Source organism: Aliidiomarina iranensis (assembly GCF_003987135.1).
In the GTDB taxonomy this organism is placed as follows: Bacteria; Pseudomonadota; Gammaproteobacteria; order Enterobacterales; family Alteromonadaceae; genus Aliidiomarina; species Aliidiomarina iranensis.
Genome location: NZ_PIPJ01000007.1, coordinates 70,728 through 88,107 on the forward strand (window position 1 = coordinate 70,728; position 17,380 = coordinate 88,107).

Annotated in this window: 15 protein-coding genes; 5 read left to right on the forward strand and 10 right to left on the reverse strand. The window is 50.3% G+C overall.

The window, feature by feature from the left end:
- The first annotated feature begins 27 nt into the window (after positions 1-27).
- From CWE08_RS09395 to CWE08_RS09405, 3 genes are read left to right on the forward strand one after another with little or no spacing between them, the layout of a single operon-like run.
- Positions 28-255 carry a hypothetical protein gene (locus CWE08_RS09395; protein WP_126767766.1) on the forward strand — a complete coding sequence of 76 codons (228 nt, stop codon included), beginning with the start codon at positions 28-30 and terminating at the stop codon, positions 253-255.
- Positions 252-1,868 carry a cellulose biosynthesis protein BcsG gene (gene bcsG / locus CWE08_RS09400; protein WP_126767767.1) on the forward strand — a complete coding sequence of 539 codons (1,617 nt, stop codon included), beginning with the start codon at positions 252-254 and terminating at the stop codon, positions 1,866-1,868. The genes CWE08_RS09395 and bcsG overlap by 4 nt, the downstream gene beginning before the upstream one ends.
- 23 nt (positions 1,869-1,891) lie before the next feature.
- Complete coding sequence (locus CWE08_RS09405) at positions 1,892-3,400, forward strand: MBL fold metallo-hydrolase RNA specificity domain-containing protein (protein WP_126767769.1); 1,509 nt, start codon at positions 1,892-1,894, stop codon at positions 3,398-3,400.
- 102 nt (positions 3,401-3,502) lie between these two features.
- Here CWE08_RS09405 and CWE08_RS09410 read toward each other — a convergent pair whose 3' ends face one another.
- The 4 genes from CWE08_RS09410 to CWE08_RS09425 all read right to left on the reverse strand — a co-directional run bounded on the left by CWE08_RS09410 (position 3,503) and on the right by CWE08_RS09425 (position 10,040).
- Positions 3,503-4,558, reverse strand: coding sequence for an ABC transporter ATP-binding protein (locus tag CWE08_RS09410; RefSeq protein WP_126767770.1), 1,056 nt, complete (start codon positions 4,556-4,558; stop codon positions 3,503-3,505).
- Positions 4,559-4,624: 66 nt separating this feature from the next.
- Positions 4,625-6,418: an ABC transporter permease gene (locus tag CWE08_RS09415; RefSeq protein ID WP_126767772.1), complete on the reverse strand. Its 1,794-nt coding sequence runs from the start codon at positions 6,416-6,418 to the stop codon at positions 4,625-4,627.
- Positions 6,419-6,530: 112 nt separating this feature from the next.
- The gene (locus tag CWE08_RS09420; RefSeq protein WP_126767773.1) at positions 6,531-7,610 is read right to left on the reverse strand and encodes a Fe(3+) ABC transporter substrate-binding protein; all 1,080 of its coding nucleotides are present in this window, start codon (positions 7,608-7,610) and stop codon (positions 6,531-6,533) included.
- Positions 7,611-7,778: 168 nt separating this feature from the next.
- Positions 7,779-10,040, reverse strand: coding sequence for a TonB-dependent receptor family protein (locus tag CWE08_RS09425; protein ID WP_126767839.1), 2,262 nt, complete (start codon positions 10,038-10,040; stop codon positions 7,779-7,781).
- 469 nt (positions 10,041-10,509) lie between these two features.
- Between CWE08_RS09425 and CWE08_RS09430 the strand changes: the two genes are divergently transcribed.
- Positions 10,510-10,782, forward strand: a complete 273-nt coding sequence (locus tag CWE08_RS09430; protein WP_126767775.1) for a hypothetical protein — start codon at positions 10,510-10,512, stop codon at positions 10,780-10,782.
- 216 nt (positions 10,783-10,998) lie between these two features.
- Here CWE08_RS09430 and CWE08_RS09435 read toward each other — a convergent pair whose 3' ends face one another.
- The 6 genes from CWE08_RS09435 to CWE08_RS09460 all read right to left on the reverse strand — a co-directional run bounded on the left by CWE08_RS09435 (position 10,999) and on the right by CWE08_RS09460 (position 16,856).
- Positions 10,999-11,832 carry a 3',5'-cyclic-nucleotide phosphodiesterase gene (locus tag CWE08_RS09435; protein ID WP_126767776.1) on the reverse strand — a complete coding sequence of 278 codons (834 nt, stop codon included), beginning with the start codon at positions 11,830-11,832 and terminating at the stop codon, positions 10,999-11,001.
- Positions 11,833-11,846: 14 nt separating this feature from the next.
- Positions 11,847-12,332: a DUF3429 domain-containing protein gene (locus CWE08_RS09440; RefSeq protein WP_126767778.1), complete on the reverse strand. Its 486-nt coding sequence runs from the start codon at positions 12,330-12,332 to the stop codon at positions 11,847-11,849.
- Positions 12,333-12,343: 11 nt separating this feature from the next.
- Positions 12,344-13,306 carry a calcium/sodium antiporter gene (locus CWE08_RS09445; RefSeq protein ID WP_126767779.1) on the reverse strand — a complete coding sequence of 321 codons (963 nt, stop codon included), beginning with the start codon at positions 13,304-13,306 and terminating at the stop codon, positions 12,344-12,346.
- Between the two features lie 20 nt (positions 13,307-13,326).
- A complete protein-coding gene (locus tag CWE08_RS09450) occupies positions 13,327-15,045 on the reverse strand; it encodes a Na/Pi symporter (RefSeq protein ID WP_126767781.1) in 1,719 nt (572 codons plus the stop codon).
- Positions 15,046-15,086: 41 nt separating this feature from the next.
- Positions 15,087-15,653 (reverse strand): TMEM165/GDT1 family protein, encoded by a 567-nt coding sequence (locus CWE08_RS09455; RefSeq protein ID WP_126767782.1) that lies wholly within the window; start codon positions 15,651-15,653, stop codon positions 15,087-15,089.
- A 342-nt stretch (positions 15,654-15,995) separates the two neighbouring features.
- On the reverse strand, positions 15,996-16,856 hold the full coding sequence (locus CWE08_RS09460; RefSeq protein WP_126767784.1) for a substrate-binding periplasmic protein: 861 nt from the start codon (positions 16,854-16,856) through the stop codon (positions 15,996-15,998).
- Positions 16,857-17,026: 170 nt separating this feature from the next.
- On the opposite strand from CWE08_RS09460, the gene CWE08_RS09465 reads away from it, so the two are divergent.
- The gene (locus tag CWE08_RS09465; RefSeq protein WP_126767785.1) at positions 17,027-17,365 is read left to right on the forward strand and encodes an ArsR/SmtB family transcription factor; all 339 of its coding nucleotides are present in this window, start codon (positions 17,027-17,029) and stop codon (positions 17,363-17,365) included.
- Positions 17,366-17,380: the final 15 nt, after the last annotated feature.

Here is a 17,380-nt window from a genome sequence, read left to right on the forward strand (position 1 = left end):
AGTTAACACGCTGTTGAAGGGTATGAAATGCCAGAAAGTTTACTAATTTGGATTGTGTTAGCCAGTTTTGCCTTCGGCGTGTTGTGCGGGCTTATCACTGCTTACGTGCGCGGCTTAATGCACCGTAAAATGTTTACTTTTTTGCCATTGAATCGCCATGTGCGCGTGTTGCGGCGGCGCAAACGCGCAAGCAAACCAGCGCTAATGCAAAATTTGCAGCCGAAAGCTGAACAGCATGAGAATCCGCACCCATGAGTGAACAGCTTTACCAACAACAGCGGCAGCATCTTCTAAACCACCCTTTGTTTTCGTGGCCCGGTTTGGGTGCATGGAGTTTTTACTTCCTGTTAAAAATTGGCGCCGGGTTATTTGGTTACCTGGAGCTTAACCTATTGTGGAATGTGGTGTTACTGGCATTTTTGGTGATTCCGGTTCACCCCCGTTGGTTACGCCCCGTGCGCCAGTTAATTGGCATTGCGGCGGCAGTTATTTTGCTTTACCAAGAGGCGGAGTTGCCGCCTTTTTCGCGCTTACTCGACCAATGGGAGTTGGTGAGTAGCTTTAGTGGTTGGTATTTGCTGGAGCTTGTAGGCCGGTTTATTTCGGTTGAAGCCATTGCCGTGTTTTTGGTGGCGTTAATTTTGTTTATGTATGTGCGCAAAATTTTGCGCATGACAGCGGTTTCCTTGGCTTTGTTGTTGGTGTATCCGGTGTTGCCGAATTTTTCGGCGGATACCGTGCCCACAGAATCTGGCGGTTTGGCAGGCGGCGCGGCACCGGTGAACATAACCCAGCGCACCAGTGGTGGCGCTAACGACCCGGATTCGGTGCTTGCCCGTTTCTATGCGCAGCAGCAACAGGTGCAGTTTAGCCCGCCCAGTAATGTTGAGCCGAATTTTGATATTTTACTCTTGAATATTTGCTCGCTTTCTTGGCAAGATTTAGAGCAGTTTGAATTGCTAGATCATCCGTTGTGGGAAAGTGCGGATATTCTGCTTTCGAATTTTTATACTGGCAGTTCGTATTCCGGCCCAGCTACTTTGCGTTTGCTGCAGGCGAGTTGTGGCCATGTACCCCACAGCCAGCTATTTGAGCCGGAAGCTTCGTGTACGATTAACGAGCAATTGAGTGCTTTGGGTTTCGAATCAGAAATTCGCATGAATCATACGGGCGCTTTTGATAATTATTTGAGCCAGATTCGGGAGCTTGGGGGCATGGGCGATGCGCCTTTTGTGCCGCCGGAGCAGTTCCCGATTGCCATGACAGGCTTTGATCAATCGCCGATTCGGGCGGATAGTGCGGTTTTGGGTGATTGGTTGGGGAGCCTCGGTGATAGCCGGAAATTTACTTTTTACAACACCACAAGTTTGCACGATGGCAACCGCTTGCCGGGCTTTCGCGGCAATAGTATTGCCAGTTATCGGGCACGAGTGAATACTTTGCTCGATGATACGCTGCAGCTATTTGCGGAAATTGAAGCGAGTGGCCGCAATGTGCTGGTGGTTATGGTGCCTGAGCATGGCGCGGGCTTGCAGGGCGATCGGTTCCAATTACCGGGGATGCGTGAAATTCCCACTCCGGCGCTTACCCATGTGCCGGTGCTGTTTAAGTTATTTGGTGAAGGTATTGAAGCGGGTGATTTGGTACAGGTGGGGCAACCCACTGGGCCGAGCGCGATTAGTGAAGTGATTTACGAGATTATGCGGCAACAGCCGTTTAATGGCGGTGATTATCGGCCGGAAGATATTGGCCGTGGGATTACCGAAACGCTACCTGTGTTGGAGAACGACCGGGTAATTATGCTTAATGTAGAAGGGCAGTTTTTTCTACAGATTAACAATGGAGAGTGGCGGCCTTATAACCGCTAAAATAACAATAAGAGGATAGCAACATGGACGTAATTCACCATGGCGCGGCGCGCGGTGTTACTGGATCATGCCACGAGTTAGTGGTTGCAGAGGGTGTTTCGGTATTAGTGGATATTGGGTTGTTTCAGGGCGCGGAAACTTCCGGCTCTGGGGGTTCTTTTTCTAAAGCGGCTGGCGAAGGCGCCGGCGAAAACAACCAAGAGATCGATTTTCCTATTGAGCATGTTCATGCTCTGGTGATAACACATTGCCATATTGACCACGTGGGGCGCCTGCCCTGGTTGCTGATGGCTGGCTTTCGAAAACCCATTTATTGCACCCGCGCCACCGCACATTTGTTGCCGATGGTGATTGAGGATGCGCTAAAGGTGGGGCTTACCCGCAATGCTCAATTGATTAATGCTGTTCTTAAACTGCTCGGCGGCTTATTGCGCCCGGTGGATTATGATACTTGGGTTGAGCTGGCTGAACTTGCGCCGGGGCTGCAGCTTCGTTTCCGCCAAGCCGGGCACATACTCGGCTCTTCTTATGTTGAGTTCGAGCTCGGGCACAAGAAAATGGGGTCGTTGTCGGTGTACTCTGTCCCCTTTTTGCAAAAGGGGACAGAGTACACCGACAACGACCCCGATCTCTCCCCCAGTGAGCGAATCGTATTCTCGGGGGACTTGGGCTGCAAAAACTCACCTTTACTGCCTGATCCAACGCCGCTGGAGCGTGCCGACATGCTGGTGTTGGAATCAACTTATGGCAATCGCAATCACGAAAATCGTGCTGAACGCCAAGCGCGCTTACAAAAAGTTATTGAACGCTGCGTGGCCGATCGTGGGGCGGTGCTGATTCCGGCATTCAGCATTGGCCGCACTCAGGAATTACTGTACGAGCTGGAAGATATTATTCATCAGTGCAAGGAAGCTGAGTGCGCGAAAGAAAACAGCATTTGGCAAGATATTGTAGTGATTGTGGATTCTCCGATGGCCGCGGAATTTACTCAGCAATACCGGAAAATGCGAGATTTGTGGGATGAGGAAGCCCTTGGCCGCGTTGCCGATGATCGCCACCCGTTAAATTTTGCGCGTATGCACATTGTGGATACCCACGCGGAACACGAACGCTTGGTGAATTATCTGAAGAGTACTGGCGAGCCGTGCATTGTTATCGCTGCCAGCGGCATGTGCACCGGTGGCCGCATGGTGAACTATTTGCGAGCACTGTTACCCGACCCTCGCACCGATGTTTTGTTTGTTGGTTTCCAGGCTGCAGGCACACCGGGCCGGGCTATTCAGCAGTATGGCCCGCGCGGTGGCTATGTGGATCTGGATGGCGAACGCATCTGGATTAAAGCGGAAATTCATACCTTGGGAGGCTATTCGGCTCACGCCGATCAGCAAGAGCTGATGGATTTTATCGCCAGCGCAGAGTATGTAAAGCATGTGCGCTTAGTGCACGGGGATGCCGAGGTACAGCGCACCTTCGCTCACACCTTGCGCCGCTCTTTTTCAGAAACCAGAATCGATTGCGCCTGCGATCTCTAAAAGAGAGAACGGGGTCGTTGTCGGTGTAGTCTGTCCCCTTTTGCAAAAAGGGGACAGACTACACCGACAACGACCCCATCTTCTCGTGCGCTTGGGCGTCGATTAAGTGTCGCAAAACCCGGAAGGAAACAGTACTAAGTGATCAAGGTTCAGCCGTAACCCAACATCTTCGCCGATATCATATTGATGGTGCGAGGGCGCCATGCAGAGTAAGTGGCTGCCATCGGCAAGTTCAGCGGTATACAAAAAGTGGGCGCCGCGGAATCCGCGAGCCACAATTTTCGCCCGGCGTTCGGCTGTATCATCAATCACAATATCATCTGGCCGAATCAACACATCTACCGATTCGCCTTCGGTACCACCCACTACTTCATCGCCTCGCAGCAGCCCAAGCGCCGTATCAACCTGCAAATCATCGGTTACAAAACCGTGCAGCAACACACCCACGCCAATGAAATCCGCCACCAAATGATGCGCCGGACGATGATACAAACCATAGGGCGTATCCCACTGCAGCAAACGGCCGTGGTACATCACCCCAGCGCGATCGGCCATGGCAAAAGCTTCTTGCTGATCATGGGTAACCAAGAGCGCAGTTATGCCCTCTTCTTTCAACAAGTTCCGCACTTGCGCAGCAAGCGTTTCCCGCAGCTCCGCATCTAACGAAGAAAACGGTTCATCCATCAACAACAACCGCGGTTTCGGCGCCAAGGCACGGGCTAAAGCTATACGCTGCTGCTGGCCACCGGACAACTGGTGCGGGTAGCGCGGCCCATAGCCGGCCAAGCCCACATGGCTGAGCAATAAGTTCACTCGCTGCCGCTGCTCTTCCGTGCTTTGGTTGCGAATGCCAAACGCCACATTTTCGAACACAGTAAGGTGCGGAAACAACGCAAAATCTTGGAAAACCATACCAATACCGCGCTTTTCTGGCGGTATATGTTGCCCCGGCGAGCTTACTAATTGTTCGTTAAGTTCAATACGCCCTGAAGTTACCGGCTCAAAACCCGCAATCGCGCGCAATAATGTAGTTTTGCCACAGCCGCTAGGGCCTAACAAACAGCCGATTTCGCCCTCGCCAAGGTAAAAGCTCACGCCATCGACAATGGTTTGCCGACCAAATCCAACTTCTACATTACTTAGCTTCAACTGGCTCATACTTTTCCTTCACCTTAGATCTTCAAATCGGGCCTGCAACTCATAGCGTCAACTCAGCCCAAAAACCTACAAAGGCTTATAAATTTTACCCGGGTTCGGCTCACCGAAGCGCAAATCGCCCTGCTTAGCCTCAATCACTCGCGCTTCTTCGTTATGCAAATGCTGCCGCCGATTCATAGCCCGGCTTAGTAAAATTACCGGAATTAAGCCCGCGAGCACAATCATAATGGCCGCCGGCCCGGCATCGGCCAAACGTTCATCGCCGGCCATTTCGTAGGCGCGTACCGCCAAGGTATTAAAATTAAACGGCCGCAGCACTAGCGTTGCCGGCAGCTCCTTGAGTACATCCACAAACACTAAAATACCGGCGGTAATCAAACTTGTGCGCAACAGCGGAAAATGAATGCGAGTAAGTACTTCCCGTGATTTCAACCCGAGAATTCGGCCTGATTCATCCATAGCATGGCTAATTTGCGTAAGCCCACTTTCCACCGTTTGAATCGAAATGGAAAGAAACCGCACCGTGTAGGCAAATAACAGCGCCACAATAGTGCCCGAGAGAATTAAACCCGGGTTCACCCCAAACACATTTTCACTGAACCCAATAATCCGGTTATCCAGCCAACTTAGCGGCACCATCACCCCAACCGCAATCACCACACCCGGAATGGCATAGCCCAGTGAAGCGAAATTCACTGAGGTTTGGGTAATGCGGGTGCGCTTATTCTGCCGGCGCTTGCTGGCAACGCGTTTGCCATAGCAAAGCCATAGAGCCACCGCTACAGTTATAAAAGCTGCTAACGCCGCCAACACTAAACTGTTACTTACCAAACGCCAGAACGACGCATCGGCCCATACATGCAGCCTATCGGCCGACCAACTCAGCAGTTGCAGCGCCGGCAACAAGAACCCAAGCAGTACCGGCACAAAACAGGCTATAAACGCCAAAAACGCGCGCATGCCCTGCAGTTGCATAGGCCGCGTGGCTTGATTGTTGCGCCCAGCATGGTGATATTTTGATTGCTTGCGCGAAATACGCTCTACCAGCATAAGAACCACTACGGCGCTCAACAATATGCTAGCCAGCTGCAAGGCACCCACCTGATCGCCCATGCCATACCAAGTTCGGAAAATCCCCGTGGTAAAGGTGGTTACGCCATAAAAATGGACGGTGCCGTAATCGGCTAAGGTTTCCATGAGCGCCAAGGTAACGCCGGTGGCAATGGCAGGCCGCGCCATGGGTAAGGCGATGCGATAAAAACTCTGCCAAGGGCCAAGGCCTAAGGTGCGCCCGGCTTCGATGGCCGCGCGCGATTGCTCGATAAACGCCGCGCGGGTCACTAAATAAACGTAGGGGAATAACACAAAGCCCATTACCAGCACTGCGCCGGTAAGGGAACGGATTTCTGGGAAGGTATAATCGCCCAAGCCCCAACCGGTTATTGAGCGCAAGGCAGTTTGCACTGGCCCTTCGAAGCTGAGCATGCCGCTGTAGGTATAGGCAGTGATGTACGCCGGCATCGCTAAGGGCAGCAACAGCGCCCAACGCAACCAGCTGACACCGGGGAATTCACAGGCGGTGGTGAGCCACGCGGCGGTAACGCCCATCAGCATAACGAGCAGGCCCACGCCCACTAGCAAAATCACGCTGTGCCAAACGTATTCGCCGATCACATTTTGGAACAGGTGGCTCAAGGTAGCGCGTTGTTCTTCGCCACCGAGGCCAATAAAAAAGCTCGCCACCACAACAATTAGCGGCAAGCAGATAATGATGGCTACCAGCGGCAAGGAAATATCATGCCACTGACGCCATACTCGATGGAGCATCTGCTTGCTTGCATTGCTAATTGTTTTAACCATTTACATCCTGATTATTTTCGGTTGCGCTTTGTATTTTGCGTTTGGCGTTTGGCGTTTGGCGTTCTGTGCAGGAGTTCTGCGCATTTCGCCAAGAACGATCCACTCAACGCCCTTAGCGCCAACCTGCTCTATCCATTAAGCGCACAGCAGCCGCATTGTTCTCACCAAGAATGCTCATGGAAATATCATCAGCGGCGAACTCGCCCCAAGATTCCAAGGTTTCGCTCCAAGGCGCCGCTGGGTTCACTGGGTATTCGGAATTCACTTCGGCATACCAAGTTTGCGAACTCACTTGCGCTAAAAATTCCATTAAACGCAACGCATTTTCTTCATTGCTTGCCGCTTGCAACAAACCAACGCCGGATACATTTACATGCACACCGGTAGTTTCTTGGGCCGGCCAGGCAATGGCTACTTTACTTACGGTATCTTGGTTGGTGGCATCATCGCTTAAACTCATGCCGCCAAAATAGTAAGTGTTTGCTATCGCGATATCACACTGCCCTGAAGCTACGGCGTGAATTTGATCCCGATCGCCGCCCACAGGGTTGCGCGCAAAATTAGCTACAAGGCCGCGCGCCCATTCTTCGGTGGCTGCTTCGCCGTGATGTTCGATCATGGCCGCAACCATTGATTGGTTGTAAATATTATCGGATGAACGCACACAAATTCGGCCGCGCCATTTTTCATCGGCAAGGCCCAAATAATCGGTAATTTCTTCCGGATTTACCCGCTCCAACGAATAAAATACTGGGCGTGCGCGCATGCTCAAGCCATGCCAATGGTTTTCAGAATCACGCAAATGGCTTGGAATTGCCGCGGTAAGCGTTTCGCTGGTTACCGGCTGAAATAGATTCGCCTCTTTTGCGCGGTGTAAAGACCCGGCATCAACGGTAAGGAACAAATCAGCTGGCGTGTTCGCACCCTCACTTTCTAGGCGCGAAAGCAAACCGCTGCCAGAGCCAGTGAGCAAGTTCACTTGAATGCCAGTTTCGGCGGTGAATTCATCGAGTAACGGCTTGATGAGCCCTTCGTTGCGCGAGGAATACAGGTTCACGTGATTGCTGTTGGTATTGGCGCTATTAGCGTTATTCGCGCCCGTTGCATCCGTGTTTTCGCTGGCTGGGCTGCAGCCCATCAAAAAGGTGCCAGAGAAAACCGTCACTGACACCAACTTCGTTAGCTTGCGCATGTGCTTCTCCTTACATTTGTGGGGGGCATTGTAAATGACCCATTTCGCAATAACAATTACTGAATGGCAATCGTTATCATTTAGTTTCTCGTTATCTCTGGTTCTCAGCCCCGAAACTTAGGGCTGGGAACCAGTGTTTTTTTGCGTTTTTTGCGCCAGCGGCCTTAATTAAAAGCTCGCTTGGTAGCCAATGTTAATTTGCCGTGGTTTACCCACCATTACTCCGCCGTGCATGCGCGTAGTGGCATAGGTTTTATCGGTTAAGTTATCAACCGTTAGGTAAACCGATTGGTTATCCGCAATTTGGTAGCGCGCTGACATATCGAAAATCGTACGTACGGCAATTTTCTCGTCCGCCGCAATGGTTCCCGCGCCTGCTTCCGTGCGCATTTCACCCAAGTAACGCGCGTTCAACGCGAGGCTCCACAAGCTACCTTTTAAAGCAACACCGGTGCGTAATTGCTGCTCCGGCTGATAAGGCACTTCATCACCGGCCGTTACGTTGCCCCAAATGCCGATATTGGAATTGAAGCTATTTTGGAATTCCGCTTTGGTGAAGGTGTAAGCTGCATCGAAGGCCAAATCAACTGAGCCATTCAATGCATAAGTGTAAGCACCCAACAATTCGACACCGCCCACTTCTACTTCACCCGCGTTTACCTGCGCACCGATATTATCTAAATCACAGCCTTGCGCTGCGGTACAGTTGCCATGCATGTTGCTGTAATCACTGTAGAAACCAATTAACTCAAAGCGTGCATCGCCACCGGCTACACTTCCGGCATAACGCACACCGGCTTCATAGTTCCAGCTCTCTTCGTTTTCTTGCTCATTGTTACCTGGTGCCGCCGGCGCAAAACCTTTTTGCACACCCGCTAAAGCTACCCAAGCATCATTCAAACGGTAAGTTACACCGGCCGCTGGCAAGAACGCCGAGGTGCTATTTTCCCGCAGCTCAGGTGTATCCAAGCGTTGTAAATCGTTACCGAAGTTTTCTCGTTTCACCGTGATATCTTCAAAACGGGCGCCGAAATCAACGGTAAAATCATCGAAATACATGCGCGCTTTGGCAAAGGCCGCGAACGCCTCGGCACTGGCCACACGGTTGGCATCGGTGCCTGGTACGCCGGCATTCGCCAAGGCCATATTTAATGCCGCATCAAGATCATATAAATCAACCCACTGGAAACGATCTTCTTCATCTTCGTGATAACGCGCACCCAACACATATTCATTACCATTTACGGCAAAATCATATTGCGTTTGCAGGCCTTGGCTGAGGTATTCGCGGTTGTTGTTTTTTACCCGCACACTCAAGGTTTCGCCCGCCGCCGCATTGGCTTCAAATTCGGAAGCCAACTCTAAACCACCGCCGGATAATGAAAGGCCACCGATTTGATCCGCTTTGTACCAATTGCGCGCAAACTCGTTGCGATAAATCGTTGAAGTTAATACGCCACCCGTAGGCATCGCCCACTGGTGCGTGGCTTGCATTAACGTGTGCTCGGTTGTCATTTCATCTTGCTGAGAAGCAGCATAGCGCGCATAGGGGCTTGATTGATAATCGCTATCAGTTAGGCCCATGTAGGTTTCATCGCTTACTTCATCAGAATATTTGAATTTAAATTCGAGCTGATGGCGGCCCGCTTCATCGAGGCTTACCCGCACTTTGCTCATAATATCGTTGCGGTAGAAGCCAGTATCACCATTCACCATATCTTTAAAACCATCGGCTTGATAACGCAAGGCTTCAAACACACCACCGGCACGTTCACCACTGCCGCCCATGTAGGTGTGGAACTTACCGTAACCATCTTCGCCAGCGGCCACATCAACGAAGCCGGCGAAATCTTCAGTTGGAATGCTGCGCGACACTAAATTCAGAACACCGCCCGTAGTGCGTGGGCCGTATTGAATTGAAGAAGAACCTTTTAATACTTCCATGGCTTCAATGCGCGCAAAGGTTGGGAAGTAATACGCCGCAGGTGAGGCATAAGGTGCTGGTGCGGCCAAAATGCCATCTTCCATCACCGTAATTTTATCCGAGCGGTTAACGCCTGTGCCGCGCATACCAATGTTGGGGCGCAAGCCATAGCCATCTTCTTCTAGCACATACACGCCAGGCACATTACCTAGTGCGCGCATGATATCGGTGTATTCAAATTCCTTTAACTCTTCTTCGCTCATGTAATATGCAGAACCTGGCGCTTCGCTTACCGCAGCCGCTGAACCAAGAATGCTTATGCGTTCGATGCCGGTGCGATTATTGCCCTGATTAGGTTGCTGGGCGCTAGCTTGCTCATTGGCGCTTTCTTGCGCAAATGCATTACCGGCGAACAAGTTTGCAGAAAGAGCAGTAGCCACAGCCAGGGTGAGAAGTGAAAGTTTGGCTTTTGAGCGCGTTCCCTGAGGGCTTGCCGTTAAAGGCATGGCGGATAAACTTGCGGGCGCGTTAGAAAAAGAAGAAGCGCGTTTTTCGAATGACATGTAGTTTACTCTCCAACATTTAAACTTAATAGTAATAAGAATGATTCTTAATTAGGTGTTGGCAAGTATACTTATTATCAAATGAGAATCAATCTCATTATTGAATATTTTTATATTTCCGCGTTCGCACATTAAAAAACCCTGTAAATCAACTGATACAGGGTTTGCAGATGAAAAAATATTTGTAACTTAGTTCTTTTAATATATGCTTACTCGAAAGCAAAATTTGTTGAGTTTTTGCACACGATTTGTATCTTTCTCGAGCATTTTGGCGCCTTTTTTAGCTGTTTTTAGCGTTTTTAATAGCAAGATATGACAGATGTCATATACATGGTGTTTCAGCCTTCGCTTACAATGCTGGCTCTTGCTTACGTAAAATTTACATCATCATTTATAAAATGGAATTGCAAAAATGATCACCTCTGACGAAAGCGCAGCACCCACCACCGATAGCAGTTTTGATCGCTACCGAATAGAGATATGCATGGGTGACCAAGTAATCAACAAACTTGGTGTGCCAGCAAGCCGAAAACCTTTGCATGTTGTTGAAATCGCGCGGAAGGAACTCAAGCACATATCAACAGCTACTCACGCTACCATTCGCGGTTTGCACGGTAACGAAGTTGAGATTTATGCGATGGATGGTTGGCTGAAGTGCCAACTAAAAGCGCTAAAACTGCGCTAAAACCACACTGAATATGCGCTAAACATGCGCTAAAAGTGCGCCAAACATGCACTAAAAGCACGCTAAACATGCGCTAAAACAAGCGTGCAATCTGTTCTCTTCAAAGCGCATCTAGATAAAACTTGCGCTCCAGCAAACTGCATCTTATTTTTAGGCTTTCTCTTAAGCTTATTTTTAGGCTTTCTCTTAAGCTTATTTTTAGGCTTTCTCTTAAAATCATGCCGTTTTTTCGTGGCGTTTTTCTATGCTGTTTTCTTGCTGTAGCACGCTCACGCGCGTAGCCGCAGAGAATTCTTCCGCTAAGGCAATAACTTCATTCACCAACTCACTGCCGCTGCTGGGTTTTAAGTGCGAAATCCATATTTGCGCCGGCAATGAACCCAATCTTTCGGCCATGCGTTCAAGGGTGCTGCTGATCATGGCGGGTGTCATGTGTTTTGTGTGCAGCGCAAGCTCGTGCTTGGCATTGGTGAAGGAACATTCCAGCATGAGGGTATCAATGGGGGCCAACGCAGACATCGAGGCTAGCGCCTCATCGAGCACAGGGCCGGCGGTGGTATCGGCACTAAACACAAAGTGTTCGTTGCCCATGCGCACACTTACCCCCACAGTGGGCACGGTGTGATCAACCGCGAACACGTGAATCTGCGCATTATCTTGATTCGGGCTCGGTAACGTAAAGGTGCTTCCGGGTGTAATTTCGATGAATTCCACTACCGGGGCTTCTGCAGAGGGTACTTTGGTAAAATCAGGCCATATATTATCGTTAAAGATATTCACTTTTAACGTTTCGATCGTGTGCGCTTGCGCAAACACCTGTACTCGATGCTCAACCTGTTCAAACATATTGCTAAGAAATAACGGCAACGCGGCAATATGGTCCATGTGCGAATGGGTGAGCACTATGTAACGGATTTTGCGCATTGCCTCGATTGAGAGCGAGCTTAACCCAGTGCCCGCATCGATGAGCGCATAATCGCCGATTTGAATACAGGTGCTGCCGTGAATATCGGTAAGGCCGCCGGCCGCGCCTAAAACTCGTATGGCCATTTAGGTGCTCCTATTTAGCCAACACGCAGCTCGGTGGCAATAGTGATAAACCACAAGAAATGGCACCCTGCCACCACAAAGGTTACGGGTTGCCGCACCTTTTCATACCAAGCTTGCCCCACTCGCTTCACATCGTATTTCAGCCACAGCATATACACGATAGCGAGCACACCAAGCGCCCACAAAACGGGTAGGAAGGCTACGGAAAGCCAGCCGATGATCGAGGGAATCATGCAGATCACGAGCGATCCTTGCGGGTTTTCCATACCCTTGGCCATGATTAGGCCCCAATGAATACCACCCAAAAATGAGAGTATTACGGCGCTATAAATTAAGAACGCTTGAGCCAGTGGTGCTTGCCAAAAACCAATCGCCCCAATAATTGCAGTGCCGATAAACGGAATTAACCCGGCCCACATTAAGCGTGTAGCGGTTAGTTCCGTAGCTTCATCTAACTGTATTTTCTCTATCTGTAGTTTTTCTGATTGCGAATTCGACATCAATACCTCTCTTAAAGCACAACCCACAGCAAGTATCCGAAATAGGCAGCCACGAACACTCCACCCTCGATGCGATTAATGCGCCCCGGCCGCTTCGCTTTTTTACTCCGAAGCGCGAAGGCTACAATGGCCAGAGTAAATAACCCCATTACCAAATAATCGCGGCTGAACACTTCTGCATCGATAGCAAAAGGATGTATGGCGCCGGCTATACCTACTACGGCCAGGGTGTTAAATAAGTTCGAACCAATTATGTTACCAAGTGCTAAATCGTGTTCGTTTTTGCGAATCGCAGCAATGGCGCTGGCCAATTCCGGCAGGGATGTGCCAATGGCTACGATAGTTAAGCCAATCACCAAATCGCTCACCCCAAAAGCCACTGCGATTTCTACCGCGCCCCACACGAGCACGCGGGAGCTAGCGATAAGTAGGAAAAGCCCGACAAACAACCACATCATGGCCCGCGCTATCGGCATTTGGTGGCTGCTGATATCGGCATCGGTTTCGAGGCCAAGGGTATCATTGCCATTCAAGCCTTGCTTAATCGACCATCCCATTACCGCGAAAAATACCGCGAGCAAAATAATGGCATCCCAGCCGCTTATGAAGTTATCAAAAATAATCCAACCGGCTAGCAAGGTGATAGCAATTAGTATCGGCATTTCTTTGCGCAACACGCTCGATTGCACCGTTATGGGCGCAATGAGTGCTGTGAAACCCAGCACCATACCAATGTTTGCGGTATTTGAACCGAACGCATTTCCAAGCGCTAAGCCGGGGTTACCTTGGGCTGCTGCAAAGGCCGATACCACCATTTCCGGTGCTGAAGTACCAAAGCCAATGATCAGCATACCAATGAGCAACGGCGACATACCGAAGTGTTTTGCGGTTACCGCAGCGCCTTCAATGAACCTATCGGCGGACCAAATTAACAATACCAAGCCAAAAATAACCGCCAAACTTGCTAACAACATGTGAGAACTCTCCGTTCGATTTATTCGTTTTCTTCGTTTGCTTTGCTTTCTTCGTTTGCCTTGCTTTCTTCGTTTTCAGGGTAGATTACGTTTGCGATGCGCATTATTCGCTTTGTGCATTCTTCAAGCAAGCTAATAATATTGAGTTGTTTCGTAATCTTAACAATAGCCCCTGCAACATGGGCCTCATTGGCCTTAATACTCGCTAACAATTCAGAACGTTTAGCGCGCCGAGCCTGAGAAATATCGTGCAGTATTTGCTCTCGTGCCGCTAATGACATTTCTTTCAGCGCACTAGTACGCATTACCCGGCGAAATTGTTCGCCCAAAGGCCCGGATATGGCCGCCTGTACCTGCGCTAAATCAATGGCCGCTAACTCATGCAAAAGCGCTTTTAACTGCACACTCTCCTCTCGCGCCCAAGTTATATTCAAAAAGCTATCGGCGTATTCTGCCATGGAGCTTTCGGCGCTGAGTTTATTGCCAAACTCTTGAATAGATTCTAGCAGCGCCGTGGTGTGAAAATCCGGTTCTGGGGCTGAGGGCTCTTTGCTCGCTGAGGGCTCTTGTTCCGCTGAGGGCTCTTGTTCCGCTGAGGGCTCTTGCCTAGCTGAGGGCTCTTGTTCCGCTGAGGGCTCTTTGTAAGCTGAAGGCTCTTCCACCAGTTTGCGGCCGCGACTGAGAAGCTGTTTGAATACGCGTTTAAGCTCGGAGTGCATGGCTGCAACGCCCATGGCTGGCATGGATAGCACCGTATCATCGAGATAGCGCGGTTTTTCAGAGCTAAGGGCCGGCTGCTTAATAAAACGCTCTACTCTACGAATTAATTTATCCGCCAAAAACCACATTAACACCAAACCAAGCACGTTAAATAGGGTATGGAAAAGCGCCAAACCCACACTTATATTCTGCCCTACTTCACCATCAGAGAGCCAATCCGCTACCCACCACATGGGCGCCAGCAGAATAAGTGCAATTACCGCAGTAAATAATTTTTCCAGAACATGAATCAGCGCCAAACGCCGGGCATTTGTAGTAGCCCCAATCGAAGCTAACAAACTCGTTGCTGTGGTGCCAACATTTGCGCCAATCACCAAGGCAGCACCGAGTAGCGGTGTAAGTACGCCCGTTACCGAAGCCGTAAGAATGATTGCTAATGCAGCCGAAGAAGATTGAATTAAAGCGGTGAGCAAGGCCCCCACCAAAACACCCAACACAATGCCGATGGCACCGGTAGTGCCGAGTTGCTCAAGTGGCAGATAATCCGCCACATCAATAAAGGCATCACGCAAGATACCCAAGCCCAAAAACAACACACCAAAGCCGGCAAGGGCAAAGCCTACATGCGGCGTTCGGCCGTTGCTGAAGAACAACTTTAACAGCATGCCTAGGCCGATAAGCGGCAGCGCAATTACTTGTACGTTCAGCTTAAGGCCAATCAGCGCCACAATCCAAGCTGTCATGGTAGTGCCTAGATTACTACCAAACACCACCCAGGCGGCCTGCCGGAGCTTCAGCATACCCGCGTTGGTAAAACCCAAAGTAGTAACAATCACCGCACTGGATGATTGCACAACCGCAGTGACACCAAAGCCCATAAACGCCGCCCGCAGGCGCGTTTTCGTAGAACGCTCCAGTAAACTGCTCAGCGCATTACCCGCCGCAGCCTTTAGCCCTTCTGTCATCATTGCCATACCGAGCAACAGCAGGCCAATACCACCGAGGGTCATGAACAACATGGTTACGCCTCCTCTTTAGGTATTAAAGTTAAGTACTAAAGTTAGGTATTAAAAATCGCCAGCAAGCCCAAACTCACAAATACAACACAGCCAAATATCCGTACCATTTTCATTGGCACCCGATTGGTAATCCAAGCGCCAAAAAATATCACTGGAATTAGAATCAAATTCATACCCACAACAGCGCCCGCAGCCACCGGAAAAATGCTTTGGTAGTGCGCCGCTAGCATCATGGTTACGATTTGTGATTTATCCGCAATCTCAGATACGCTAAGCAGCAAAAGCGCGGCAAAAAATGCGCCGAGGTGTAAAAACTTGCTGTTGGAATCTACTTTTTCTTCCCGCTCAGGCCGTAAAATCGCCAGCCCCATTAAAATAAAGAGCGCACCCACAACATAGGAAAGCCAATCAACGGCGAGGAAATCACCGAGGTAATACCCCAGCACACTGGCAACCCCGTGCATGAGAATCATGCCGAGCATCATACCCGCGATTAACGCCATACGCTGCTTCGGGTACCGGGCAGCGAGTAATAGTGCAAGAAATTGAGTTTTATCGCCAAGCTCGGCGGCGGCCACAGCAAAGAGTGCGGCAAAGAATTCGCTCATAGTTCCCTTCCAGCGAAGCAAAGAGTGCAAATATAAAGTGCACTAATTATATCAGTACCCTTGCCGTAATGCATTGACTAAGAGCGTGGCATGGCGCTTCCGGTGGGGAGGGCTTGCGTGGGCGGCTTTATCTGGGTGGGGAGTAGGCATTCTCAGGGACGCCGTAAACCCTTCCATGGGGGCTGGTGCGCGGGGCGCTTCTGGGTGGGGAGTTGGCATTCTCAGGGTGTATGCCGCATGGATGCGGCATCCAAGCCTACATGGACGTATCTACGGCGTCCCTGAGAATGCCACTCCCCACCCAGATAAAGCCCCAAGCGCACGAGCCCCAAGCGGCCGGCCTCACCCACCGTAGCGGCGGATGAGTTCGGCGATAAAGCCGTTGTTGGTGAGCTCGCGAAGGGCGCCATTGAAGGCCATAACTTCCTCTTCGGTAACGGCGCTCTTTGAGAACATTGCGTATACCTCAGAGGCCGGCAGGCCAATACTGTGCCTTTGAATGGCATCGTTCCAACTGCGGCGGCGGATAATCGAGGCGGCCACTAGGTTGTCTTCCATAAAACCATCGATTTCGCCATCAAGTAGACGCGCCATGTTGAGTTCGTTCAGGCGCGCACCCATGAATTGATCGCCATATTCGCTCTCATACATGAGTTCTTGCATGGTATCGCCGTAGAAATATTCGTTCACAACCCCTACTTTGTGCCCTTCAGCTAGGAAGGCTTCTATATCGTTCATCGGGTAACGTGGCGCTTCTTCGCTTCGGATAAAGAGGCTAAATTGCTCGTTGCGGTAGGGAATCGAAAACCATGCATATTCCTCGCGAGCGGGCGTTTTCGATGCGCCCATAATGAAATCGATATCACCCTCTTGTAGCCATTCCAGCAGCTCACGCCAGGAGCCTTGGCGCACATTGAGAATACAGTTAACGTGGCCCGCAGCACGCTTGGCGATTTCAATATCAACACCGCCTACTTCGCCGCTAACACTAACATATTGATAAGGCTCCCAGCTTTCAAAGCCGAGTTCCATTTGGCACATGGGAACTTCTTCTCGCATCATGTTATCAGCGGTATAAGTTTCCGCTTGTGGTGGTGGTTGGTCATTGTCCGAGGTTGAATCGGGTTGGTTTTCATTGGCTGGTGTACAGCCCACCAGTGTGGCTACAGCTATTCCTAACAACATCTTGGTTAGCCAGTTCATAAGGCCCCCTTTGTTATTGCTATAAGGTTATTGCTATAACGTTATGCTCAGTGTAGGTGGGGAGTGAGATTTGCGCCAGTTTAATAAAATAGCTAAATTAAATATGTATATATTGATATATCTGCATATCCATATATACTCGCATTAAGTAGATTTAGAGGGCGTTAGCGATGCAGAGTGCTATTTCGATTTGTAAGGCGTTTGGTGACGAAACCCGAATGCAGATTATGTTGATGTTGTTTAGTGCTGAAGAGCTTTGTGTGTGTGAGCTTACGGCGGCGTTGGATCTTTCACAGCCGAAGATTTCGCGGCACATTAATATTTTGCGTGGCGCAGGTTTGGTTGAATCGGAGCGCCGTGGGCAATGGCTGTTTTATCGTATTGCCGGTTCGGTTCCAGCTTGGGTTGATGCCTTACTGCACAGCGAGCAAACGCAATTTGGCCCGGCATTGATGCGGGCGAATGAGCGGTTATCGGGAATGGCTTCGCGCCCGGAACGTTGCTGCTAATTGACGCTCTCTCAG